This is a genomic window from Legionella donaldsonii (assembly GCF_900452385.1).
Taxonomy (GTDB): Bacteria; Pseudomonadota; Gammaproteobacteria; order Legionellales; family Legionellaceae; genus Tatlockia; species Tatlockia donaldsonii.
The window spans coordinates 227,340-252,447 of the sequence record NZ_UGOA01000001.1 but is presented as its reverse complement, the minus strand read 5'-3'; the positions used below and the strand labels follow the sequence as shown (position 1 = coordinate 252,447).

The following is a 25,108-nucleotide window of genomic DNA, read 5'->3' as shown; positions in this document are numbered from 1 at the left end:
AAGCCTAACAATAGGCTAGCTTTCGTTAAGCCAGACTTTTCATAACAACTTCCCGAAGATCGCGTGATAAATCCAGCTTAGCCAACTGTGCCAATTGTTGCTTTATCAAGGTTTGCCTTTTTTGATCAAAACGACGCCAGCGGGTAAAAGGCGTTGCCAATCGTGCGGTAATCTGTGGATTTATCTTATCCAATTTAGCAAGCATTTCACCCAAAAAAGCATAACCACTACCATTAATTGCATGAAAATGACGCGGATTAGCCTGGCAGAATGCGCCTAACACTGCCCGCACCTTGTTCGGATTTTTGATGTGGAAAGCAGGGTGTTGCAGCAAAATTTTTACTCGTGCCAACGTATCGGGCAGTTCACTACTGGCCTGTAGGGCAAACCATTTATCAAGGACAAGCTCATCTTGAGACCATTGCCGGTAAAAACTATCAATGGCTTGTTCCCGAACAGTACCCTGTACACAATTATTTAATAAGGCAAAACTGGCAATCTGATCAGTCATGGTGTGTGCCGTAACAAATTGCTGATGACAGCGCTCCAGGGTGTTTTGCTCGTCGGCTTTCATCATTAACCACAAACATAGATTCCGTAGTTTTCTTTGTCCAAAAGCACGAGCATCCATCGCGTGTTTCTCTTGTTGCCATAAGTTCTCGTAGATTTCAGACGCTTGTTGTAAAAGATTTCTGCCCAATTCGGCGCGGAAGAAATCGCGTGCTTTCTCCACAGCATCAACGTTTACCAAGGTTAAATCAGCAATAACTTCTTCAAAACTTGGCGGCATTAAAATTTCAGCACGCAACGCTAAATCCAATGACTCATCAACCAGGACGTGGCGATAAGCAGCAATAAGCGGTACTGGAATTTCCCATGATTTTTCCGGGGTGCTGAGATAACTATGGATACATTTCAGTGCTAAACACTGAGCGGCATCCCATTTTGCATAACCATCGGTTTCAAAACGCAGTAAAGCAAGCAGTTCTTCTTGGCTTATTTCGCGTTGTAATTTTACCGGCGCTGAAAAGTCGCGTAATAAGGAAATAATCGGTTTACAGGGCAAACCGTCAAAATGAAATAGTTGCTGTGTTTCACGTAACTCCAAAACGTCTTCCTTTAAAGGAAGACGTTGACCATTAAGATCAAAGAGTGCTATCCGCAAAGGAATATGAAAAGGCTTTTTATCCTGGCACTCCGGTGTTGGAAGGCAGGATTGGATAAGCGTCAAACTCAGGCGACCGTGACTATAATCACTCTTTAATTGCACTTCCGGTGTTCCGGCTTGGCTATACCAGCGTTTAAATTGACTAAAATCAACACCATTGGCATCTTCCATGGCAGCAACGAAATCATCTATTGTGACTGCTTGTCCATCATGGCGTTGAAAATATAAATCCATTCCGCGGCGAAACCCTTCTTTACCTAGCAAGGTATGTTGCATGCGGATTACTTCAGCACCTTTATTATAAATGGTTGCGGTATAGAAATTATTAATTTCTTGATAAGAGTCTGGGCGAACCGGATGAGCCATCGAACCAGCATCTTCAGGGAACTGGGTATTGCGTAGCATTTTAACATCCATAATGCGATTAACGTCACGAGAATTCATATCGCGTGAAAACTCCTGATCGCGAAAAACAGTCAATCCTTCTTTCAAGCTTAATTGAAACCAGTCCCGACAGGTAACGCGGTTACCAGTCCAGTTATGAAAATATTCATGTCCTACTACACCCTCAATATCGGCAAAATCCTGATCAGTTGCTGTATCAGGCCGAGCAAGAATGTATTTGGAATTAAAAATATTCAACCCTTTATTTTCCATTGCCCCCATATTGAAATCACTGACGGCAACGATCATGAAAATAGCCAGATCATATTCTCGACCATACACCTCTTCATCCCAACGCATTGCTTTCTTTAAAGAATGCATGGCATGTCCACATTTATCTTCATTACCTGGTTCTACATAAATCCGTAAATCAATTTTTTTCCCCGAACCAGTCACAAATTCATCTTTGACACACGCCAAATTACCGGCAACCAAAGCAAATAAATAAGAAGGCTTTTTGAAAGGATCCTGCCAAACAACCCAATGTCTGCCATTTTCTGCATCACCGGCATCAATTAAATTGCCATTGGAAAGTAAAACCGGGTATTTGGTTTTATCTGCACAAATACGCGTGGTATAGGACGCCAGCACATCCGGTCGATCAGGAAAAAAGGTGATCCGGCGAAATCCCTCCGCTTCACATTGAGTACAAAACAGTTGATTAGAACGATAAAGGCCTGACAACTTACTATTATCCTGTGGGCGAATTCGAGTCACCACTTTTAAGGTGAATTCTGCCGGACATTGCTCAATCAATAAGTCGCCATCTTGCAAACGATAAGCCGCTTTGCCAAGGATTTCCCCGTTTAGATGCAAACTGATCAATTCAAGTTCATCACCATACAAATGCAAAGCCCCTTCACCCTGCCGTTTTAGTTGCATTTGATTGGTGATCAACGCATGATCATCATGCAGATCAAATTCAAGAGCAACTGTATCTACCGTGAAGGCAGGGGCTTGATAATCTTTCAGATAAATAGTCGTGTCTGGCATGAACTTTGCTCCGGTATCGAAAGGGTAACAAACAAAAAAAATAATAGTTTGATTATGTGCAATTTTTTAATATTTTTATATAAAAAGACTCTATACTAAAGCTAGGGAGACAGTATCTCGCTTTTACAAGTCTAAGAGTTTATGAGCGAAATGCAAAATTATAAAGTAAGAAAGAGCGTTTTTTCCCACAAAGGGATTCAGTAAAAGGGGATGACTTTATGAGCACACAAGATTTTTTAGCAGGTTACACAAGACGCTTTGTAGACAACAAAGAAGAGGAGTTAAGTCTGGATGAGTACCTGGAACTGTGTCGTACAGACCCTGCCGCTTATGCCAATCCAGCTGAACGATTATTGTTGGCTATCGGTGAGCCAGAGATAGTCGACACCCGCCACGACCCAATATTATCTCGCTTGTTTTCCAATAAAATTATTCACCAATACCCTGTTTTTAAAGAATTTTTTGGCATGGAAGAACCTATTGAACAAATCGTTGGTTTCTTAAAACATGCCGCACAAGGCCTGGAAGAAACGAAACAGATCCTCTATTTATTAGGTCCGGTTGGTGGTGGAAAATCATCACTGGCAGAAAAATTGAAAGATTTGATGCAGAAAATTCCTTTTTATGCCATCAAAGGCTCACCCGTTTTTGATTCGCCACTATCGCTGTTTAACCCGGAAGAGGATGCGGAATTACTCTATGAGCGCTATGGTATTCCATCACGCCATCTACGTTATATCATGTCTCCCTGGGCGGTGAAGCGCTTGCAGGAATTTAACGGCGATATCAGCCAATTTCGTGTAATAAAAGTTAAACCCTCACGCCTAAAACAAATTGCCATCGCCAAAACTGAACCCGGAGATGAAAACAACCAGGATATTTCCTCACTGGTAGGCAAGGTCGATATTCGCAAACTGGAAGAATTTTCCCAGGATGATCCCGATGCTTATAGTTATTCTGGTGGCCTGTGTAGAGCCAACCGGGGCTTGTTAGAATTTGTCGAGATGTTTAAAGCCCCGATTAAAGTATTGCATCCTTTACTTACAGCTACTCAAGAAGGAAATTACAATGCCACTGAAGGATTATCTGCGATTCCTTTTGAAGGCATTATTCTGGCACACTCGAATGAATCAGAATGGCAATCATTCCGTAACAATAAAAATAACGAAGCGTTTATCGACCGTATCAATATCGTTAAAGTGCCTTATTGCCTGCGCGTTTCTGAAGAAATCAGGATTTACCAAAAATTGCTGGATAACAGTTCGCTTAAAGAGGCTCCCTGTGCACCAGGAACACTTGATATGCTAGCGCAATTTTCAGTTTTGACTCGACTAAAAGAACCACAAAATTCGAGTATCTATTCCAAAATGCGTGTGTACAATGGTGAAAGTTTAAAGGATACCGATCCTAAGGCAAAATCTTACCAGGAATATCGTGATTTTGCCGGTGTAGATGAAGGTATGAGTGGAATTTCCACCCGTTTCGCCTTTAAGATCCTGTCAAAAGTATTCAATTTCGATCATTCTGAAGTTGCCGCCAATCCTGTCCATTTACTCTATGTACTTGAGCGGCAAATTGAACAGGAACAATTTCCTCAAGAGTTACATGAAAAATATTTAACCTTCATGAAGGAGCATCTGACCGCCAAGTATGTTGAATTTATTGGTAAGGAAATCCAAACCGCTTATCTCGAGTCCTATTCTGAATATGGACAAAACATTTTCGACCGCTACATTACTTATGCTGATTTCTGGATCCAGGATCAAGACTATCGTGATCCGGATACTGGCGAAATTTTTGATCGCGGCTCACTTAATTCTGAGTTGGAAAAAATAGAAAAACCGGCCGGTATTTCCAATCCAAAAGATTTTCGTAATGAAGTTGTCAATTTCGTATTACGGGCACGGGCTAATAATCATGGCAAAAATCCCGTATGGAATAGTTATGAAAAATTGAAATCAGTCATTGAGAAAAAGATGTTTACCAATACAGAAGATCTGTTGCCGGTGATTTCCTTCAATGCGAAAGCCTCTGAAGATGATAAGAAAAAACATGAGGAATTTATTGCACGCATGGTAGATAAAGGTTACACCCGCAAACAAGTAAGATTGCTCTGTGAATGGTATTTGCGAGTACGTAAATCGCAATAACAAAATCTAAGTTTGTCTTGTAACGCCAATTTACTATGGGCTTACAAGGCAACAGCTGATAAGGATGTAGTTATGTCGCAATTGATTGACCGACGACAGAACGCCGGCAAGAAAAGTACGGTTAATCGCCAACGCTTTCTTCGCCGCTACAAAAACCAAATTAAACGTGCCGTATCCGATGCGGTGGGTAAACGCAGTATTACCGAAATTGATCAAGGCGAACAAATCAGTATCCCTGCCCGCGATATTTCCGAACCGCGCTTTCACCGTGGACAAGGTGGACGAATAGAAAGGATCTTACCCGGGAATGATGAATTCATGACAGGGGACAGGATTAAACGTCCCAGCAGCAACAGCGATGGCGGCAGTGGCAGCCAAGCCTCTAATAGTGGTGAGGGTGAAGACGAATTCGTTTTTCAATTATCACGAGAAGAGTTCCTGGAATTATATTTTGAAGATTTAGAGCTCCCTGATCTTGTAAAAAAAGAATTGGCGCGCATGACTACTTACAAAACCATACGTGCCGGGGTGACTAGCAGCGGTATTCCTTCCAATATTAATGTCGTCCGCTCCATGCGGCAAGCGACCGGGCGGCGGGTGGCTTTAGCATCGCCCTATAAACGTGATCTGCGCCGTGCAGAAGAAGAATTAGCACGTCTGGAAGCATCCCCTAATCCAGATAGATTAGAGTTGCTGCGTTTGCAAAGCGACATTGAGTTTTTAAAAAAGAAAATCGGTGCTGTCCCTTTCATTGATACAATTGATTTACGCTATAATAATCGAGTCCGAATTCCTGCCCCATCAACACAAGCCGTTATGTTCTGTGTAATGGACGTTTCAGGCTCTATGGATGAAGCCAAAAAAGATATCGCTAAACGTTTTTTCATTTTGTTGTATCTATTTTTAACTAAAAATTACGAGAAAATTGAACTGGTTTTTATTCGTCACCATACCTCTGCCAAAGAAGTGAATGAAGAAGAGTTTTTCTATTCACGTGAAACAGGCGGTACCGTCGTCTCCAGTGCCCTGGAATTATTGAGTGCCATTATTGACTCACGCTATCCGGCTGCCTCCTGGAATATTTACGTTGCGCAAGCCTCTGACGGCGATAACTGGAACGCTGATTCGCCCTATTGCCAGGAATTACTACAAGAAAAAATCATGCCCTTGCTGCAATATTTCGCTTACATTGAAATTATGCCTCGCCATCATCAAAGCCTGTGGGAGGTTTATCAGCAAGTACGTAATCAATACCCTAATTTCGCCATGGAAAATATCGATAATATCGCTGATATTTATCCTGTATTTCGCGAATTGTTCAAAAGGAAAACCGCATGAGAAAGAAACCTTTATCCACCGGCGCTGAATGGACCTTTGAATTGATTCAAGCCTATGATAAAGAAATTGCGCGCCTGGCCAAAGAATTCAAATTAGATACCTATCCCAATCAAATTGAAATCATCACTGCCGAGCAAATGATGGATGCTTACGCGTCAGTAGGCATGCCCATTGGTTATCACCACTGGTCTTTTGGTAAACACTTTGTTGGGGTGGAAAAGAGTTATAAACGAGGACAAATGGGGTTAGCTTATGAACTGGTTATTAACTCCGATCCTTGTATCTCCTATTTGATGGAAGAAAATACCATGGCAATGCAAGCTCTTGTGATAGCTCATGCCTGCTATGGACATAACTCCTTTTTTAAAAATAATTATCTGTTTAAAATGTGGACCTCTGCAGATGCCATCATTGATTACCTGGTCTTTGCCAGAAATTATATTAGCGAATGCGAAGAACGTCACGGCATTGACGAAGTAGAAGCAATTCTTGATGCCTGCCACGCTTTAATGAACTATGGTGTCGACCGCTACAAACACCCAACCGGTTTATCAATTCAAGAAGAAAAAATTCGCCAACAAAATCGCGAAATGTATATGCAATCCCAGGTCAACGAATTATGGCGCACTATTCCACAAAGCAAACAAATTGATGCCAATGGCCGCAAAAAACGCTTTCCGGAAGAACCGCAAGAAAACATTCTCTATTTCATTGAAAAAAATGCGCCACTACTAGAATCCTGGCAGCGTGAAATTGTTCGTATTGTCAGAAAAATTGCGCAATATTTTTACCCTCAAGGGCAAACCAAGGTTATGAATGAAGGTTGGGCTTGTTTTTGGCATTACACGCTTTTACATGCCCTCTATGACGAAGGTTTAGTAACCGATGAATTTATGCTGGAAATTCTGCAAAATCACACCAATGTTATCATGCAACCAGCTTTCAATAGCCCTTATTTCAGTGGCATTAATCCTTACACGCTCGGTTATCATATGATGCAAGATATTAAACGGATTTGTGAAAATCCTACTGCTGAAGATAAACAGTGGTTCCCCTACCTAGCCAATACCGATTGGCTAGGTAGTCTTGACAGCGCTATGCGTAATTTTAAAGATGAAAGTTTTATCGCCCAATATTTATCACCGCGTCTAATACGCGAAATGAAATTATTCCATATTGTGGATGATGACAGACATCCAGATTTAATGGTCGGCGCCATTCATAATGAACAAGGTTATCAAATGATCCGTGAAGCCCTTTCTCGCCAGTATAATCTGAGCTATTTGGAGCCAGACATTCAAGTCTACTCCGTTGATATGGAAGGAAATCGTTCGTTGACTTTACAGTACAAACAGCAAAATCGCACCCCGCTCGGGGAAAATACCAATGAGGTATTAAGGCATCTCCATTCGCTATGGAAATTTCCAGTCATTATGCAGGCTGTCGATACACAAGGACAAATTACCGCGGAATACCACTGCCCTCCTCTGCCAAGCAATAAACACAGTCCTAAGGAAATAATTTAAATTTGGCTCGTAGCAAACACTAATATCCTTAAACAAAAAGCCCATCAAGGGAAAAATTTTTATTGCGTAAACAAGGTAAATTCAAGGCCGATTTTAAATCGGCGTCTTTTTAATATTTTGTTTTAATCCAGCAACTCGGGATGAGCAGTAATAATATCCTGCCATAGAGGCTGGAAACTAGACCATCCAGCCAAGGGAAATCCAACAGCATTATTGCGAGTTCTTAGCGCTACCTCTCGCTTAATAGGCTCAATCGCTTGTCTGGTTGATTCAGCCAGTATTTGCATTTGACAACAGCGCTCCATGGAAATAAACCACCAAACTGCCGCTTCAACCGTATCAGCAACAGTAAGCAGGCCATGATTTTTCAGAATAATAGCCTTCTTATCCCCGAGCGCCTTGGCTATACGCTCACCTTCAGAGAGTTGAACAACTACTCCGGTATAATCATCAAATAGACTATGATCTTCATAAAAAGCACAGCCAGATTGACTAAGCGGTTCCAATAACCGCCCTGTTGTAGACCAAGTTGTCCCATAGAGCGAATGCGAGTGAGCAGCTGCGACAACGTCAGGTCTTGCTTTATGGATACTTGAATGGATAGCAAAAGCAGCTCGGTTAAGTCGAGTATGCTTGCCCTCAATAATTTGACCTTCATCATTACATAAGATTAAATCGGATACTTTGATTTGGTTAAAAGAAATACCTAAAGGATTAAGCCAAAAATAATTGATATATTCGGGATCCCTAACCGTAATATGCCCAGCCACACCTTCATTTAGACCTAGCTTGCCAAAAATACGAAAGGCTGCGGCTAATCGTTGTTTGCGATGAAGGCGCTCTTCGACTATAGATTCTTTTTGCACTACAACATGGCTGTATCGCTCAGGATTTTTTATAGGCATAAAGATTATTGTTTCTTATTAATTAAAATATAAGCAAAACAATAGCTTGGTTTATCACTGGGAGCAACTATTTTGTCATCGCTGCCAAGAGTAATCGCTCTCCCTTATGCGGCTCCTTACCATGCATGCATGAGTAATTATCAACAACCATAAGATCACCGACTTGCCAAGAAGTAGATACAATATTTTTCTTAATGGCAAAATGCATTAAATCCGCTTCTTCCTTTGATATAGGCTCACCATCGCCATAAAAAACAACATAGGGCAGAAAATTTCTATGTGACAGAATAAAGCGTGCAATAGGATTTTTGACTGTACGATTTATGGCAACAAAGCTCTTATTATAATACAAGTTATTGTGAGCGGCTTGATTGAACCAAACCACTTTATTATTAATAGGATGACGGCGGCAAGCAGGTAGCGCTCTTTCTGTAATTAAGCCATTCCCTTTAGACGTCCATCTAAATTGTAAATTCAGATTATGCAAAATCTTCTCGAGCTCGTTTTTATCTTCTGTTTGAAATGCGCTCATCCATGTTCTGCAATTCAGGCCTTTACCGATGAGTCGAACGAATCTCTGCCTAAGACCTTTACCATAAAAAAAATGGCGATATAACATCCCTTTGGCTTCTAATTTTTGCTGTAAAGAATCCGGAAGGGAAAGCCATATTTTATGTCCGTCAGCTAAAGGAGTATTTCCTCCGAACCCAGGCGTTTTTAAGGAGTTAAAAAAAATGTAATTTGGAAATTCAGGATCATAAGATTTTTCATTATGCATAGGAACACTAAAACTTTCATGGATGTTGATTGAAGTATAGATACCCTCTTGAATTTTAGTGCGAGGAACTGCACACAAATCATAATTGAAAAGCATACCTAAGGAGCAGGCACTAATAACAGCTGCGAATTGCTCGGCTGAATTAACATGAAATCCGTGAAACCTAATCGCTCCATATTGCAACAATTGTTCTTTAAAAAATGCATTTTCCTCATTAAGAAAGTGGATTAATGTATCCACATTTGCCTGTCTCTCAGATGTGGGCTGAATTAATAGAGGTAATTTTTCTCTGTTTAAGAAGGTATACGTGAAATCAAAATTTGCCATAAATTATCCATATGAATCATGAAGAAAACTATCCATTATACAAAGCTGGCATCAACCAGGGACTACTCTCATAAGTATCCATTCGCTCATGTAAATATAGTATAAATAAACCACAGGTTCTGATAGATAATCTCCTGCTTTTTAACTCTATTATTGTAAACTTAGATTAACAGCATTAAAAAAGAGCTTACCTATGAGCAATACACATAGACGCAGAGAAATTCATTTACGTTATACAATCAATAACCAGGGCGTAACGTCTATTTATATTGATAACCGCGCGCAACAATTTATCGAATATGCCGCAAATCAACCAGGCCCCGTTTTAGAAATTGGAGCCGCTTATGGTACAGTAACTCTAGCTGCTTTACAGGCTGGCGCCACAGTGATTGCCAACGATATTGAAGAGCAACATTTAAAAATTCTCTATAATAATACTCCTCAGGAAATCCGCTCACGCTTAACAATACTTCCCGGTTGCTTCCCCGAAGTATTACAACTGCCTGCGAACAGTTTACGAGGATTTTTTGCTTCTCGTACTCTTGGACATTTGGATTTCATGGCCCTACGACAGGGATTTGAGAAACTGTTTTTTACCCTGTGTCCTGGTTCCAAATTGTTTATTATCAGCGGCACTCCTTATACTAGAGTATTCAAAAATCTTATTCCTGTTTATGAACAACGATTATTATATAATGAGTTATGGCCGGGCTATTTCCCTAATTTGAAAAAATTGGTGGAGAAAAAATATGCTGCTTTTATTCCTGATACACTTAACTTTCTTGACGAAAAAGTACTCTCACGAGAGTTAGGTCGAGTCGGTTTTGTAATTGAAGAAAGCTATGTTTTTGCTCGGGCGGATCTCCCCGAAGGCTTGCGTTTAGATGGTCGGGAAGGTTACTTCACTGTTGCAATAAAGCCACGATAATAGTAACAATAACATAGGAAGAAAAATTTTTTATATTATGAATAAGAATGCAGAATGCTACTATGAAAGCGCTAAAAAACTGAATCTTCTCATAGAACAGGAACCCTTAATCGACGGGTTTAAACTATTACTCGGGAAGCGCCAATATTTTTTTTATGGCCCCAGAACTCCACTAAACCTGAATACGAGCTCTTTAATAGCACATGATAAACATACTGCAAATAAAGTTTTGGAGAAAGCAGGTTTTCCTGTCCCTAAATCGATAGCAATATACGCTTCGGAATTCAATCAAGGACTACTAGAAACCTGTATCAAGAATTTGACTTTTCCATTAGTGATAAAACCCAGAGATGGGACCCTAGGCAGGGATGTCATCTGTAATATTCAAAATTTAACGGCGTTAAAGACACATCTCCACAATAAATTTGCAACGAATGACTGTTTAATCGTACAAGAATTTCATGGCAATTTAAAATCCTACCGTATTCTTGTTCTCTACAACAAAATAATTGGTGTTGTTATTCGTGAGCCCTCTTTTGTTATAGGTGATGGTAGCCATACTTTGCATGAGCTTATCGAAATCACTAATATTAATCGAAATAAACTCCGTGATTTTTTAGGGCCCATTTGTATTGACGAAGAACTCCACATTCGCTTGCAAGAACTCCAGATTGATTTGGGATATATTCCTGCAGTGGATGAAAGAGTTACTTTAGGCTATGCATCGAATGCAACTCGCGGCGGAGTATATCAAACAATATATAAAAAAATTAGTAAAGAGAACAAGCAATTTTTTCTCCGTGCTGCCCAAGCATTAAATTTGAATATCGTTGGATTTGATGTTGAATGTCCTGATATTGATATTCCTATACAGGCTTCTGGAGGCGTTATTATTGAAGCTAACCCAACTCCGAGCATCAGGATCCACGAAAAGCCAATGGAGGGAACACCGGTTATGGTTTCTAAAAAAATAATACTCAGTATCCTCTATAGACATCCTTTTGCATATTTAAATACTCTGTGTAAAGAGGGTCATGTAGCTATCTCTATAAAAAGTGCCCTATTACTAATCTTTTTAGGCTTGATTTATATCTGTGTCACTCTGTTCTGATAGGGCAGAACAGTAATTAATAGTACCTTGCTCCTTTACCGAATTTGCACAATAATCCAGTATAAAGGAGTGAGGATAACCTGGCTTGTGAACTGTTATGAACAAAAATGCGCGTTGTTACTATGAGGCCGCCTTAAAACTCCTTCTTCCTGTTGAAGAAACACCTGAAATAGAAGGGTTTACTTTAAAGCTAGGTAAAAAAAATTACTTTTTTTATGGCAGTAGTTCTCCACTTAATAATAGCGGTAGTGCTCATGTGGCACGTCATAAATATTGTATGAACAAAATTCTCGAGCAAGCCGGCTTACCTGTTCCCAAAAGTGACTTCGTTCATGTTAATGAATACCTCCAGGGAAAAATGGAAAAAAAAATAGCTCCCCTTTCTTTTCCTCTCGTAGCAAAACCTCAAGAAGGTAAACTAGGCAGAGGCGTTTTATGCAATATTAAAACACTCACCCAGTTAAAGAATTATATGGTTAAAGGTTTCCAGTCTGATGACTATCTCCTGATCGAGGAGTTTCATGGCAATTTAAACTCTTACCGTGTCTTGGTACTGAACGGCCGTGTACTAGGAGTTATCCAACGCTATCCAGCACATATAATAGGTGATGGAATTCATACTATTCAAAAACTGATCGAAATAACGAACCTTGAGCGAACACAAATCAGCGATGCATTCGGTCCAATTACTGTTGATGAGGAGTGTTTGATTAGGCTCGATGAGCTGGGGCTCACCGTGGACTATGTCCCCTACAAGGGTGAATGGCTTACCTTAGGTTATACCTGTAATGCCACACGGGGAGGTACCTACACTTCTTTAGGCAACAAAATATGCAAAGAAAATCGTCGCCTAATGGCTGCTGCAGCGAAAGCCTTATGTCTCGAGCTTGTAGGCTTTGATGTACAATGTGCGGATATTAACCGACCCATCCAATCTACCGCTGGTGTTATTATTGAGGCTAACGCAGGCCCCAGTATCCGCATTCATGAATCACCTGTATCGGGCATTCCAGTTAATGTCAGTAAAAAAATCATGCGCCGTCTTATTTACCGTCATCCGCTGTCTTATTTAGCAGCGCTCTATAAAAACCCCCGTTCTGGTGTCTACCTGAGAGTCTTGATTTTGGCAGTCATCTGCGGAATCGGTTATTATGGATTCATCGCTTGAGCAGTTGAATCCATAAAGGCAAGGTTATTTTCACCTCGCCTCCAGATGCCACGCCTAATCGCTTGCCAGTTCTATTGCAAAGGCTAATCCCAGTTTAGTGAAATTAACCATATGATCGGTGTTCAATAAATCCATCGTATCTGCTGCAGAGTGGATATAAGGATTATGCCGTTCAAAGCTGGTTTCACAGGGAAAAGCAGCGGGAATACCCGCAGACATCCAGGAGGCATGATCACTACAACCATAGCCACAACGGGAATAAGCGACAGGGACCTTGATATAGGTTTTGATAAGTTCAGCAATGTAATCACTCAACATCTTATCGGTATAATCACGAAAGACCCACATGGTGGGATCATTGGCATCATTACGAAACCCTGTCATATCGAATTGAATGACTGCTTTAACCGGAATCTTTTTACGCAGGAACTTTCGCACTACATATTGGGAGCCAACCAAACCACGCTCCTCCGCTGCATACCAGATCAAATAGATTGGCCGCTCAAATGTCAGCGATGAGGCCAATAGCACTCGGGCCACTTCCATCAGTGAGGCAGAGCCACTTGCATCATCGCCAGCACCTGGCATAAAGCCGTCCAGGGTATCCATATGCGCACCAAGTACTATCGCGGGCGCGTGGATATCCTTGCCTATTACAGTAACTAAGGAAGGTTGAATGTAATTTCCTGTCTTTACAAAATAACTTTTCGTATCACTGCGACCGTAGGCATGTACTAATCCATCAAATTGTGTCTGTAACCATTTTGCTGTTTGTACGCCGCTATCCCCACTTGCAGAACGATTGTAATAGTTACTCAAATGGGATACGACTTGAATAATATGGTCAGCATCAATTCTTGCCAAAGCGTCATTAACTTTTCTTTCCTGATTTATTTTATAAGGCGGCGAAGAGAGAAACGCTGTTTTAAAGACTGGCGGTTTTGCTAATAACTGCCGGGAAATTTTTTGTTTGTCAGTCGCTTTGCTGTTAACAAAATAGTGACTCACATTCACAAAACGACCACAATGTGCTTCATCAGCTAATAAAGCAAGTTTATCCAATTCCTTTGTATGAAGCTCAATAATTTTAAAATGCCTATTTTGAGCGAGTATGCTGAACTCTGCAGATAATTTGGCTGCCAAGCATTGAGGTATCTGTAGCTGCTCCAGTACAGGCTTGGCTTCCGCAAACAACGGATTGGCCGAGAAAATAAAGACAACTATCAGAAAAATCATCCGCGAATAAAAACGCATAGTAACTCCCTGTTAAGTCTAACAGGCTAGATCCTACAGAAAGGTTCCCAGGATGCAACTGTTATTTTTATGATCGATAACAAGCAATATTGGTCATCTGTTATTTTTTATACCCATTTTTTATCGGGATAAATCTCTCTATAAAACAATATGATTTTTTTTTGTTCGTAAGGTTATTGATAATCATTTTCATTTGTTATAAAGTTCCACTTCCTTTGGTTTGCTTGTGTGGTGAACAATGAAAGTAAAAGCAAAAAAAATTCCCTATTACCTCCTCCTCCTCCTTCTTGCTACCGGCGCGAGCTTGATTTTAGGCTTATTAAGCTTTGGTGGTATGTTTGTTTTATTCCCCACTCTGACTGTTGCAGGAATGGCGCTTACTTTATCAGTCGCTTACGAGGGTGAAATTTATTTACAAAACATCAGTGGCGCCCTAAAAAAATTATTTTTTAAAAACGATTATTTACAAAATCATCTCGCCAACGAATACCTTTTAGAAAAATTCCCTGATACGAAAGTAAAATGTCCACAATTTTTCAAGGATTACGAAGCCCAATTACATTTATTACACACATTCGGTCATAAACGGCTAAGCAAAGAAGATGCAGCCAGAAAAAAACAGATCGAGAAAACCTTAGGTGACATGGAAAAATGGTTCGCTACCCAATTATTCCCCAAGGCAGGTGACCGCAGGGAACTCAGCGAGTATGAGCAAGAGCTACGTGATTGGTTGGCTCTGAATGGTCAAGCCGAACAAATTGAGTTATTAGAACAGCGCCGCGCTACCTACAATACAGTAAAGATATTCAGTCTATTTGCCGGCTTCTTTATGGGCTATGGCACAACTTACCTGCTCGTCGAAGCCTTTGAGGTCATTCCATTCCTGGTTGCTATCCCGGCTGCAAGCTTACCGATGTTGATCGTTCCCATGGCTATCGTTGCTGGTAGTGCCTATGGTTTTCTAACCTTTAACGCTGTTACCGATATGATTAATAACGACACTGTGCGTAAGTGGTATCATAAAATTAAACGAAATGTTCAGGAAGAAGGATTCACGCCACGCAACCTATTTATTACGGCAACTGCACTCTTTCTTCTTAGTCTTACACTGGCTCTGACTGCTTGCACGGCAGGTACCTGGTGGACCGTTGCGCAAAATACACGCCCTCTTTTCGCATGGATGGGAAACGTACCCAGCTATGTAATGGGTTTTCTCAATCCCCTAATTACCAGTATGTCCGCGCTTGTTTTTAATATGGAAAATACTAGCGAATCGCTAGAAATGATTGAGGAAATGACGGAGTCTAAATTCCCGAGAAACGCCTATCTGTTGGAAAATTTCCCCAACACTAAAGACAAGGATTGCCCACAATTTTTCAAAGACTATAAAGCTCAATTGAAATTACTGCACCATTACAGTTACAAACATCTAAGCCAAGAAGATCTGGTTCAAAAGAAGCAAATTATTAACGAATTGAATAGACTGGAAACCTTTCTTGCCAAACAATTGGCTCCAACGGAAGGTGAGCTGGTGAATGAGGATGAACAAAAGTTACGTACATGGTTAAGGGAACATCCTCTAAAAACCAGAGGGGAAAAAATCGTTCAAGCGTTTAAGGCCTTTAGAGAACGAGAAAACTGGGGGCAAATAGTTAACCCTGCTCGCTTAGTATTAGCCGTTACTATCACACCTCTACGTGTTCTGCTATTCCTTGGTCACTTAGTCAGTATCGGAGTGACTGCTGATAGGATGCCAGGGGTTCCAGAAATTGTCTCTGCAATTCTGGGCATTGTCAGCGAGGGCTTTGAAGATGTCCATTATTTCCTCCCTCATGAGCATGTACATAGCCACTCCACCAAAGGGCTTTTAGAAGAGCGCCTGGAAGCTGGCCATGGCCATGATCACAGTGCTGATCTACCAACACGCATACTCAAATTAATTACTCTTCCAATCTATGGTTTAGCAACACTCTGGGATAGTGCATTCAGCCAATTCAACAATCCTAAGCAACGATTAGGGCTAGGTACAGCCTGGGATAAACAAACTGGCCAACCGTCTGTTGCGCCCCGCGTGGAACTGGATCAAAAAGATGTTGACACAATTTCGGAAGACTGGCGCCGTCATCAAGCTGATTTCCGCATTAAACGCTTCAAAGATGCACATTTGAGTCATGTTGTGATGGGACAAACCCTAGCCAAAGGCAAAGCTGAGCAGTTGACCTCATTACAACATGACAAGTTACGTCAAAAGGGAGGCGATCAGACTGCGGCAGCAATCATTAGAGAGGAAGCCCAACAACCTATCTATAAGATCCATCGCACGAATGGTATTTTTGGATTATTTTCCCATAAAACGACAACCACGGAAGATTTCCTGACCGATTTATCTCACCGAGTTAGTTCCCCAGCCGCATAACAATTAAAGGGCAGTATGGTAAACCAATACTGCCCTTTAACTTTCATTCAGCCTTCTTTTTAGCTAACTCCTCAGCCAAGGTCGGCCAATCGGTATAACCATGTTCCCCACCGCCATACCATAACTCCCGGGGCGCTTCGTTCAGCCTTGCTCCAGTTTGCAAACGTTCAACTAAATCAGGATTGGCGATAAAAGGGCGACCAAAACAGATTAAATCAGCCAGATTTTTCTCGCGAGCTTGCACGGCAAGCGGCAAGTCATAACCATTATTGGCCATATACTGGCCTTTGAATAAAGCGCGCAGGGTAGCAAAGCTAAAATCTGCAGGGATAGTACGCGGCCCAATAGTAACGCCTTCAACACAATGGATATAAGCCAAAGCAAACTCATTAAGCGCACTGACCATATAAGAAAAAGTAGCCATTGGATTACTATCGGCAATATCATTAGCCGGGCTAACTGGTGAGAACCGAATACCTATTTTATCCCCTGGCCAGACCTCTTTGAGGGCATCGACCAGTTCTAATAAGAGGCGAGCGCGATTCTCCAAACTACCACCATAACGATCCGTTCGTTTGTTGGTTTTATCGCGCATAAATTGATCGATGAGATAGCCATTGGCGGCATGAATTTCAATCCCATCAAAGCCTGCCTTTTTGGCACAGCGAGCCGCATGGACATAGTCTTTGACGATGCCCGGAATTTCCTCTGTTTCCAAGGCACGAGGGGTAACAAGATCTTTAAACCCAGTTTCCGTGAACGCTTTTCCTTCAGGCTTGATTGCAGAAGGGGCAACCGGTAATTGATGGTCAAGCTGCAAATCAGGATGGGAAATACGCCCCACATGCCATAATTGCGCAAAGATAAGGCCTTTTTGGGCATGCACGGCGTTAGTAGACAATTTCCAACCGGCAATCTGTTCTTCAGTATAAATACCCGGAGTAAAGGCATAACCTTTACCTTGTTGTGAAATTTGAGTTGCTTCACTGATGATTAGCCCTGCACTGGCTCGCTGCGCATAATACTCCGCATTCATCGGACCTAACACATCCCCTTTACCTGCACGACTACGTGTTAGCGGTGCCATAACAATACGATTAGCTAGCTTAAGTGAGCCTAAACCAGTAGGCTGAAATAAATCCGTCGAATTCGCGCTTTGCTTCATTGATCAGGTCCTTCTTTTCACAGTAATTATTAAGAATACCGGGCTTCTATAAAACTCCGATCCCTTCGTTAAAATTCGCTTTTAATTAGGTCATTTCGTAATGACTAAACTCTCTCATTAAAAGCAAATGTTGCCTCGACCTCAAATTTTTGTAAGCCCTGAAATAATAAGACTGATAACCAATGTAAGATTATTTAAGAATTAAGCCAATAAGTTTTTTAATCCTGCCAAATGAGACTGCGCCAGGGCCTTTGATTTGGCCTCGTTACGCTCACCGCTCTTACCATACCATTCCAGGCTATCTTGCGGTAATTCATCCAAAAAGCGACTGGGTTGGCATTCCTGCAATTCACCGACACGACGACGCTGTCTAGCCAACGTTAAACAGAGGCTCTTTTGTGCACGGGTAATACCGACATAAGCTAAACGCCGCTCTTCTTCTATTTGCTCCGTATCGATACTCACCCGATGTGGCAATAATTCCTCCTCCATACCGACCAGATACACAAAAGGAAACTCCAAACCTTTTGAAGCATGCAGCGTCATTAGTTGCACTGTATTAGCATCGTGTTCATCTGCTTGTTCTAAAATATCAATAAGAATCAATTTATTAATAACATCCGCTAATTGCTGGGTAGCATCTTTAGCCAGTAAACGTCCAACCCATTCTATTAACTCCCAAACATTGTCCATGCGTTTTTGAGCTTTGGCCGGTGTATCGCTTTGCTCATAAACATAAGCCTCATAACCACTGTCCTCTATCATTTCACGTAAAACTTCCAATACTGGCTCGGTTTGAATACGTGTTTTTATGGTATCCATCCATCCTTTAAATACTTGTAAAGCCATCCGTGGCTTATCGGCAATCTGGCTGCTCAGTGCCAGATGATCACAGCAGAGATAAAGACTTTGACCTCGTGTTTGAGCATAATGCCCTAAGGCATCCAAGGTTGTCTCACCAATACCCCGTTTGGGCGTATTAATTACCCTTAAAAAAGCCGCATCATCAGCCTCATTACAAAGTAATTTAAGGTAGGCAAAAATATCCTTAACTTCCGGGCGTGCAAACCAGGATTGCCCTCCACTAATATGGTACGCAATACCATGATGACGTAACATTTTTTCAAAAATTCGTGATTGATGATTCCCGCGATACAAAATAGCGTAATCCCCATACTGAGTGCCCTGACGTAATTTTTGACTGATTAAATCCGCGACCACCTGCTCGGCCTCATCATTTTCATCCTTACAACACAAAACACGTAACAGTTCACCATGCCCCAATTCGCTCCATAATTTTTTACTAAACAAATGCGTATTATTGGCAATTAAATGGTTGGCGGCATGCAAGATTCGGCTAGTGGAACGATAATTCTGTTCCAATTTTATTAGTTTTAATTGGGGGTAATCGCGTTGTAACTGAGCAAGGTTTTCTGGCTTAGCCCCCCGCCAGGCATAAATAGATTGATCATCATCACCTACTACCGTAAAGTGCGCACGTACACCAACCAGAAGCTTGACCAGACTGTACTGACTGGTATTAGAATCCTGATACTCGTCTACCAGTAAATGACGAATTCTATTTTGCCAATATTCTCGTAACTCAGCATGATGACTTAAAAGACGGACCGGCAAACGAATTAAATCATCAAAATCGACGGCATTATAGGCTTTTAAAGCTTGTTGATAACGAGGGTAAATTAAAGCGGCTTCTTCGTAAATCGGCAAATCGGTAGTACAACCACTCACCTCATGAGGCTCGAGTAAATCATTTTTCCAACGTGAAATTTGTTGTTGTATCTGCATAAGATAATCACGCTCATTGGCTTTACCAACCGGTAAAAATCCACGCAACAATTGCAGACAGTCCTCGCTATCAAAAATGGAAAATCCGGTTTTTAAATCACATAAGGCCACATGCCGTTTAATAATGCTCAAGCCCAGGGTATGAAAGGTAGCTACTCTTAAACCATGCCGCTTAGCAGCTGGCAAGACAGCAGCGACTCGCGCACGCATTTCATTAGCCGCTTTATTGGTAAAGGTAACTGCACAGACCGTGTTGGCTGTATAACCGCAGTGTTCAATAAGATAGGCTATTTTTTGAGTAATCACTCGCGTTTTACCACTACCAGCACCAGCCAGCACTAATAAAGGCCCATCAATATATCGGACAGCCGCCTTTTGCTGTGGATTAAGCATGCGTTATTCTCGAACAAAAATGAAACATTTAGATCCTTCGAAACCAATGCGTTTCGAAAAAGGCTATTATCGCTTGTCACTCGCAGGCAGGCAAGCAATCTACTTTATGGTAGAATTAATCGATTTGTTGCCCTTAAGGTCCAAGATGAAAGAAACTGACTCTCTTCAACGCTTTTTATTTGAACATGCCAGTATTCGCGGTGAAATAGCCCACGCCAAAGAAAGTTATCAAACCATCATGGCTCAGCGCCCCTATCCAGCTATGGTAAAACACTTACTCGGCGAAGCCTTGATCTCTTGCCTGCTTTTGGCAGGCAGTATCAAATTCGAAGGGGAATTAAGTTTACAATTCCAAGGTGACAAGCGTTTACCGCTATTGTTAGTACAGTGTGATAATCAATTACAGCTGCGTGCTTTTGCCAAGTATGAAGAAAATCTTGAGATAAGTGATTATGCTGAGGCCTTTTTAAATGGACAGATGGTATTAACCATTAATCAATACAAGCAAACTCAAACTTATCAAAGTGTTGTCCCTATTCAGGCTACCTCAATGAGCGAAAATTTAATGCATTATTTTGCGCAATCAGAACAGGTTGCCAGTCGAGTCTGGTTGGCTATTGGTGATGACATGGCGGCCGGTATGTTGCTGCAATTAATGCCAGGACAAGATACTGTCCAACGTGAACAATTTTGGGAGTATGCCGTCCAATTGGGTCAAACCGTGAGCGATAAAGAGCTCTTAACACTCGATAATCAAACCCTGTTATATCGTCTTTATCATGAAACCGAATTACGCCTTTTTGACAACCGTCCCGTGTACTTCAAATGCCGCTGTAGCGAAGAAAAAATGAAACAGGTTTTAACTATTCTTGGTGAAGAAGAAACCAAGCAATTACTGGCAGAGCAAGGAAAAATAGAAGTCAGTTGTGACTTTTGTAATAAGCACTACAGCTTTGATGCCATTGATATTACACTACTATTTCGCAAATAAGCGCTTTTCAACAGGATCGGTACGAGGGTGTGTTGATAATTGGCCTCTACCGCCTGATTTAAAAGATAATGTTCTAAACCTTGGCATATTGCTTGTATAAAAATTAATTTACCTATCGATTGCCGAGAGCCAGTTATGCAGATGCGCTATGCTTTGCTTAACCTGTTGCTAATTTCTTCTTTACATGCAACCAAGGTCCATATTATTGCCGTAGGGGATGTGCTTTTACACCCTCCTTTACAACACAAAGGTCTTGCTGATGGATTTAGTACGCTTTGGGAGCCGGTAATACCTGCCTTGAAAGAAGCTGATCTGACTTATGGGAATTTAGAAGGACCTGCGGCGGAAATGGTTGACCAGCACGGCAAAACAACAACCAGTATCAGCAAAGCTTATACCGCCTATCCTATGTTTAATTACCCCCCAGCATTGATTGGTGCCTTAAAAGCCTCTGGCTTTGATATTGTTTCCACAGCCAATAACCATACTCTGGATCGCTTCGCTATCGGCATTAACAAAACCATTGTGGCCCTCCATGAGAGCGAACTGGCTTTTACAGGCACTCGCAGGCAGAACAGCGAAGATGCCTGGTATACAGAAACCAAAACAAACGATCTTTCAATAGCCTGGTTAGCTTGTACCCAAGACACCAATGGTATTGCTGATAAACATCGTCAAGTCTTGCTATGTCAGCGCGATAAAGAACTGGTGTTACAACTGGTAGCAGAACTTGCTAAAACACATGATGCCGTTATTGTGACTCCCCACTGGGGTATCGAATATCAAAGCCGTCCCAATAAAATCCAGCAACGATTTGCCCAAGAATTAGCAGAAGCTGGTGCTCTGGCTATTTTAGGCTCCCATCCCCATTGCGTACAACCCTTTGCCTGGTTAAATGCCAGGGGGAAACGGGTCTTTGTTGCTTATTCATTAGGTAATTTTATTTCTAATCAAGGCAGCTTGAAAAACCGCGCTAGCGGTTTGCTATCACTCTATTTGGAAAAACGCGATGAAGCTACCGTGATTAACAAGGTAAGCTATCAACCTACTTATATGGAAAATCGCGGTGGACAATTGCAGTTAAAAAAAGTTAACTCGCAAAAACATCCTGCCTACCAATTGTTAAAAACGGTTGTAGGTGAAAATTATTTAACCATTAATCATTAATTAAGTCTTATTTGTATAAGTTAGCGAAATACAAAAATTTCGCTAACCAAGATGAAACCAAGTTTATTGCAAAGGGACATTTATCTTTAGCATTCTATCATTGCTACATTGCAAAAAATCACCGCGCATTGCCCGTAAAATTTGTTGGAGATGAAGAAATTGCGCGCTTAATTGCAGATAGAGGTCCCCTTCTTGCCTATCCTGCAATTCACCCATCGTTAGATAAGCGGCCTGCCCCATATCGGCAAAATAATCAAGACTGAGGTGACGACGCTCGGCTATCCCTGGAAAAAGCCCACAAAAAAGCAAGCTTTTATCACCTACATCTCTTAATAATTCGAGCTGGCGCCGTCTTGGATTATTCATTGACTCAAGAAAATCAAGAGCAATAACTGATTCTATTAATTTAGTCCCCTGGGAAAACCGCATTAGCAGGAAAACCAAATAACTTTCTGTATTTTCATTGAGCACGAGACTAGTAGACGCCTGCGCCTCATTTACTAAGGCATGCCACTGGCTAAGTTCGGTGGGATGTAGAATCAAAGGCTTCATGGAGATCCCCCATTTCTTTTACTTTTTATAATAGTTTAGCAAACAACGTACCAGATGCTCTTGATTTTTATTAAATTCATGTCCTTTAAGAAACCGATGGCAACGAAATTGCAGTGACCTGTGCTTTCTGCTTGTTTGCCTCTATTATTTTGGCCCTAGCAGAGCGTGGGTGGAAACAGTGATAATCCCACCCGCAGAAAAACTAACACAAGAAAAAGGCCTTAGCTAGCCTTCAATCGTATCAATTGATTCGATACAGCAAGCAATTGGATCAAGTTCAGAATAAGGATTTGCTGGTAAAAATTCATTACTATAACAATGACGAATGTCAAACGCCTTATCAATAATTTGCAAATGCTCACTATAATCTCTGACTTTCTTCCAATCACGGGAAACATTGAGCAAGGTTCGGGAAAAAAAGGGTAAAGTGCGGATGAATACTCTCTGATACATCTCTTGCCGCAGTTGGGGTTGCTGCTCGCATAGCAATTCAAAGGCTTCATCGGGATATTCAGTTGTGTAGGCTGCACCCCGTTGAGTCGCTCTTAAAAAACCTTTAATCAACTCCGGCTGCTGTCGCGTCGTGTCAGGCACAATCAATTGAATGGAGCAAAAGCAACAGCAACCAAGCCCGGCTAATTGATCGAGACGTAAAAAAATGGTTTCCCCGCATAAATAGTCCAATTCAACCCGTTGAAAATTAATAAAACCAATTCCCACATCGATTTTATTACGGCAAATAGCGTCTGTAAGATTCATACCAATACGGACTGTCTCATAACTTGAAGCGGCAATCCCTGCAAGTTTTGCTAAATCATCAATAATTTTTTTGCCAAACTCACCAATATAACCAACTCGCTTGCCTACAATGTCATGAAAGGTCTGAATACCACTTGATTTTAAGGCAATAAGGCCCGTAGGTGGTTCATCAAGCAACGTGCCAATGGAACTTAGATTATAGCCCTTGGCTCGCGCCGCTACGGTGTGGATCATTGCTTTAACTCCAAAATCCACCTTGCCCAAACCAACAATCTCCGTGACATCACTGGGATCATTAGGCTCCATAATAGCCAGGTGGATGCCCTCCTGACGATAATATCCCTTTGCCTGAGCAACAAAAATCGGCGTATGGTAAGGATTAGCGCGCCAATTTAGAAGAAGGGTCGTTCTTGAATGAAGTGTCTGCATTGCTCGATCTCCTGGGTAAAAAATAAAGGGAGATGGCAAAAGGGCTCCATTACCCAGGAGCCAGTTACACTTCTCAAGCCAATGAAATGTTAGCAGCCCTAAAATCGGGTAATAGATCTTTTGAAGGCATCCTTACGCTGGTATTATCCAGTTCAAGTTCAACGAGTATTTCTCAGCCGGTAACCCGGCACCCCGTGCCATCTTTAAAAATCGAATTTATCCTAATTTACTCATTGTTCTTTGTCAAACAGTCTACAAAAACTCAATATCGCCAGTAGTCCCTCTTTTACAATTAACATGCAGAAGCAAGACTCAGATAGGTTCAAATTGTTGGTATTGAATTTGTTCAATCGTACATTCTGTCGCTATAGGCATAACGAAGCTAGCAATAAAAGCCTGCCAGAAATCATAATACAAATATTTTTGTAAGGGGTGCTCATCATCGATAGGAAAGCACGGCCCATGATTGGCTTCCAGGAGCCACAATCGCTGATCTTTATCAACCATAAAATCAAAACCAAAGATAGCCAATTCACGCCGTTGATTACAGACAAAGGCTTGTGGGTAGAGCTGTTGCAGCCCCCTCATCACCTCAGACAAAATTGATTTTATTAACGGGTAAAATGCAGTAAAAGTCGCAAACCGCTGCGCTGGAATCTGAACTACATTTGCCTCTTCATCACTTAAATGTTCATTCGTCAAATGCGGGCGAAGATCAAGAAAATTTTGTGGTTCAAACGGATGTAAGGCAACATTAAAATAGCCTTGCGGATAAAGATAAACTCCTGCGTAATTAGTAAGCACTACAAACATACGGATACTGTACTTATGTCTATCACGCAACAAATGGGGCTCTGTTAGATAACGCTGTAAGACCTGTTCGCCACCCAGGCGCCTGGTAGAAAGAAAATGCCGCTCTAATTCGCTTAATTTCTGAAAAATTTTTATTTCTTTGCCATTGTTCAATAATGCCGGCTTTAAGATCCACACCAAATTATCAATTTGATCCAAGTATTGCCAACCGTGGCGATAGTATTTATCAGCTATGTCTTGCAATACCGCCGGCCAGGTTTGATCATTAATACAATAAGTCAGGGGCATCACCGCGGAACAAAATTGATGCACTAACTCGGCCAAACGATGTTTAAATTCAAGTTGTTCAGCTGCCTGCAGATTAAAGTGTAAATTTCCTTCCCCAAAATCAGCCTGCTCTTCAAAATGGCTCGCAGACCAACCTTGTTCCTGCAAATAACGACCTAAGTTATATTGAGTCGGGGATTGAGTCTGAGTGAGAAAAAAGCAATATTGGCGGTCATTGTCAGTTAAGGTAATCATAAGAA

The 25,108-nt window shown here is 41.4% G+C and carries 18 protein-coding genes and 1 riboswitch; of the genes, 9 read left to right on the top strand and 9 right to left on the bottom strand.

The features are described from left to right. Positions 1 to 25 precede the first annotated feature (25 nt). Positions 26 to 2,605, bottom strand: coding sequence for an aminopeptidase N (gene pepN / locus DYC89_RS01140; protein WP_115220137.1), 2,580 nt, complete (start codon positions 2,603 to 2,605; stop codon positions 26 to 28). A gap of 218 nt (positions 2,606 to 2,823) precedes the next feature. On the opposite strand from pepN, the gene DYC89_RS01135 reads away from it, so the two are divergent. The 3 genes from DYC89_RS01135 (at position 2,824) to DYC89_RS01125 (ending at position 7,619) form a co-directional block, all read left to right on the top strand. Then, complete coding sequence (locus tag DYC89_RS01135) at positions 2,824 to 4,755, top strand: PrkA family serine protein kinase (protein WP_115220136.1); 1,932 nt, start codon at positions 2,824 to 2,826, stop codon at positions 4,753 to 4,755. Positions 4,756 to 4,827: 72 nt separating this feature from the next. Further along, positions 4,828 to 6,093, top strand: a complete 1,266-nt coding sequence (locus DYC89_RS01130; RefSeq protein ID WP_115220135.1) for a YeaH/YhbH family protein — start codon at positions 4,828 to 4,830, stop codon at positions 6,091 to 6,093. Then, the gene (locus tag DYC89_RS01125) at positions 6,090 to 7,619 is read left to right on the top strand and encodes a SpoVR family protein (RefSeq protein WP_115220134.1); all 1,530 of its coding nucleotides are present in this window, start codon (positions 6,090 to 6,092) and stop codon (positions 7,617 to 7,619) included. The genes DYC89_RS01130 and DYC89_RS01125 overlap by 4 nt, the downstream gene beginning before the upstream one ends. Positions 7,620 to 7,741: 122 nt before the next feature. Here DYC89_RS01125 and DYC89_RS01120 read toward each other — a convergent pair whose 3' ends face one another. Continuing rightward, a complete protein-coding gene (locus DYC89_RS01120) occupies positions 7,742 to 8,524 on the bottom strand; it encodes a class II aldolase/adducin family protein (protein ID WP_115220133.1) in 783 nt (260 codons plus the stop codon). Positions 8,525 to 8,591: 67 nt separating this feature from the next. Beyond that, positions 8,592 to 9,629, bottom strand: coding sequence for a TauD/TfdA family dioxygenase (locus DYC89_RS01115; RefSeq protein WP_115220132.1), 1,038 nt, complete (start codon positions 9,627 to 9,629; stop codon positions 8,592 to 8,594). A 193-nt stretch (positions 9,630 to 9,822) separates the two neighbouring features. Between DYC89_RS01115 and DYC89_RS01110 the strand changes: the two genes are divergently transcribed. The 3 genes from DYC89_RS01110 (at position 9,823) to DYC89_RS01100 (ending at position 12,836) form a co-directional block, all read left to right on the top strand. After that, positions 9,823 to 10,557, top strand: coding sequence for a class I SAM-dependent methyltransferase (locus DYC89_RS01110; RefSeq protein ID WP_115220131.1), 735 nt, complete (start codon positions 9,823 to 9,825; stop codon positions 10,555 to 10,557). A gap of 37 nt (positions 10,558 to 10,594) precedes the next feature. Beyond that, on the top strand, positions 10,595 to 11,668 hold the full coding sequence (locus DYC89_RS01105; protein WP_115220130.1) for a UDP-N-acetylmuramyl peptide synthase: 1,074 nt from the start codon (positions 10,595 to 10,597) through the stop codon (positions 11,666 to 11,668). 97 nt (positions 11,669 to 11,765) lie between these two features. Next, positions 11,766 to 12,836: a UDP-N-acetylmuramyl peptide synthase gene (locus DYC89_RS01100; protein ID WP_245953920.1), complete on the top strand. Its 1,071-nt coding sequence runs from the start codon at positions 11,766 to 11,768 to the stop codon at positions 12,834 to 12,836. A gap of 54 nt (positions 12,837 to 12,890) precedes the next feature. On the opposite strand, the gene lapA is transcribed toward DYC89_RS01100, so the two are convergent. After that, positions 12,891 to 14,090 carry an aminopeptidase LapA gene (gene lapA / locus DYC89_RS01095; protein ID WP_115220129.1) on the bottom strand — a complete coding sequence of 400 codons (1,200 nt, stop codon included), beginning with the start codon at positions 14,088 to 14,090 and terminating at the stop codon, positions 12,891 to 12,893. Between the two features lie 238 nt (positions 14,091 to 14,328). Between lapA and DYC89_RS16815 the strand changes: the two genes are divergently transcribed. Beyond that, positions 14,329 to 16,506 carry a hypothetical protein gene (locus DYC89_RS16815; RefSeq protein ID WP_115220128.1) on the top strand — a complete coding sequence of 726 codons (2,178 nt, stop codon included), beginning with the start codon at positions 14,329 to 14,331 and terminating at the stop codon, positions 16,504 to 16,506. Between the two features lie 43 nt (positions 16,507 to 16,549). Here DYC89_RS16815 and DYC89_RS01085 read toward each other — a convergent pair whose 3' ends face one another. Together DYC89_RS01085 and DYC89_RS01080 are read right to left on the bottom strand one after the other, a co-directional pair. Next, complete coding sequence (locus tag DYC89_RS01085) at positions 16,550 to 17,671, bottom strand: alkene reductase (RefSeq protein WP_115220127.1); 1,122 nt, start codon at positions 17,669 to 17,671, stop codon at positions 16,550 to 16,552. A gap of 201 nt (positions 17,672 to 17,872) precedes the next feature. Next, a complete protein-coding gene (locus DYC89_RS01080) occupies positions 17,873 to 19,870 on the bottom strand; it encodes a UvrD-helicase domain-containing protein (protein WP_115220126.1) in 1,998 nt (665 codons plus the stop codon). Positions 19,871 to 20,015: 145 nt separating this feature from the next. Between DYC89_RS01080 and hslO the strand changes: the two genes are divergently transcribed. After that, a complete protein-coding gene (hslO, locus tag DYC89_RS01075; protein ID WP_115222612.1) occupies positions 20,016 to 20,861 on the top strand; it encodes an Hsp33 family molecular chaperone HslO in 846 nt (281 codons plus the stop codon). Positions 20,862 to 20,996: 135 nt separating this feature from the next. Then, on the top strand, positions 20,997 to 22,028 hold the full coding sequence (locus tag DYC89_RS01070) for a CapA family protein (protein ID WP_115220125.1): 1,032 nt from the start codon (positions 20,997 to 20,999) through the stop codon (positions 22,026 to 22,028). 63 nt (positions 22,029 to 22,091) lie between these two features. Here the strand turns inward: DYC89_RS01070 and DYC89_RS01065 are convergent, their stop codons facing one another. From DYC89_RS01065 to DYC89_RS01055, 3 genes are all read right to left on the bottom strand, one after another. Further along, positions 22,092 to 22,580, bottom strand: a complete 489-nt coding sequence (locus tag DYC89_RS01065) for a hypothetical protein (RefSeq protein ID WP_115220124.1) — start codon at positions 22,578 to 22,580, stop codon at positions 22,092 to 22,094. Positions 22,581 to 22,805: 225 nt separating this feature from the next. Beyond that, positions 22,806 to 23,768, bottom strand: a complete 963-nt coding sequence (locus DYC89_RS01060; RefSeq protein ID WP_115220123.1) for an ABC transporter substrate-binding protein — start codon at positions 23,766 to 23,768, stop codon at positions 22,806 to 22,808. Between the two features lie 112 nt (positions 23,769 to 23,880). Next, a riboswitch (TPP riboswitch) is annotated at positions 23,881 to 23,973 on the bottom strand. 107 nt (positions 23,974 to 24,080) lie between these two features. Beyond that, on the bottom strand, positions 24,081 to 25,103 hold the full coding sequence (locus DYC89_RS01055; RefSeq protein ID WP_115220122.1) for a tubulin-tyrosine ligase: 1,023 nt from the start codon (positions 25,101 to 25,103) through the stop codon (positions 24,081 to 24,083). Between the last annotated feature and the right edge of the window lie 5 nt (positions 25,104 to 25,108).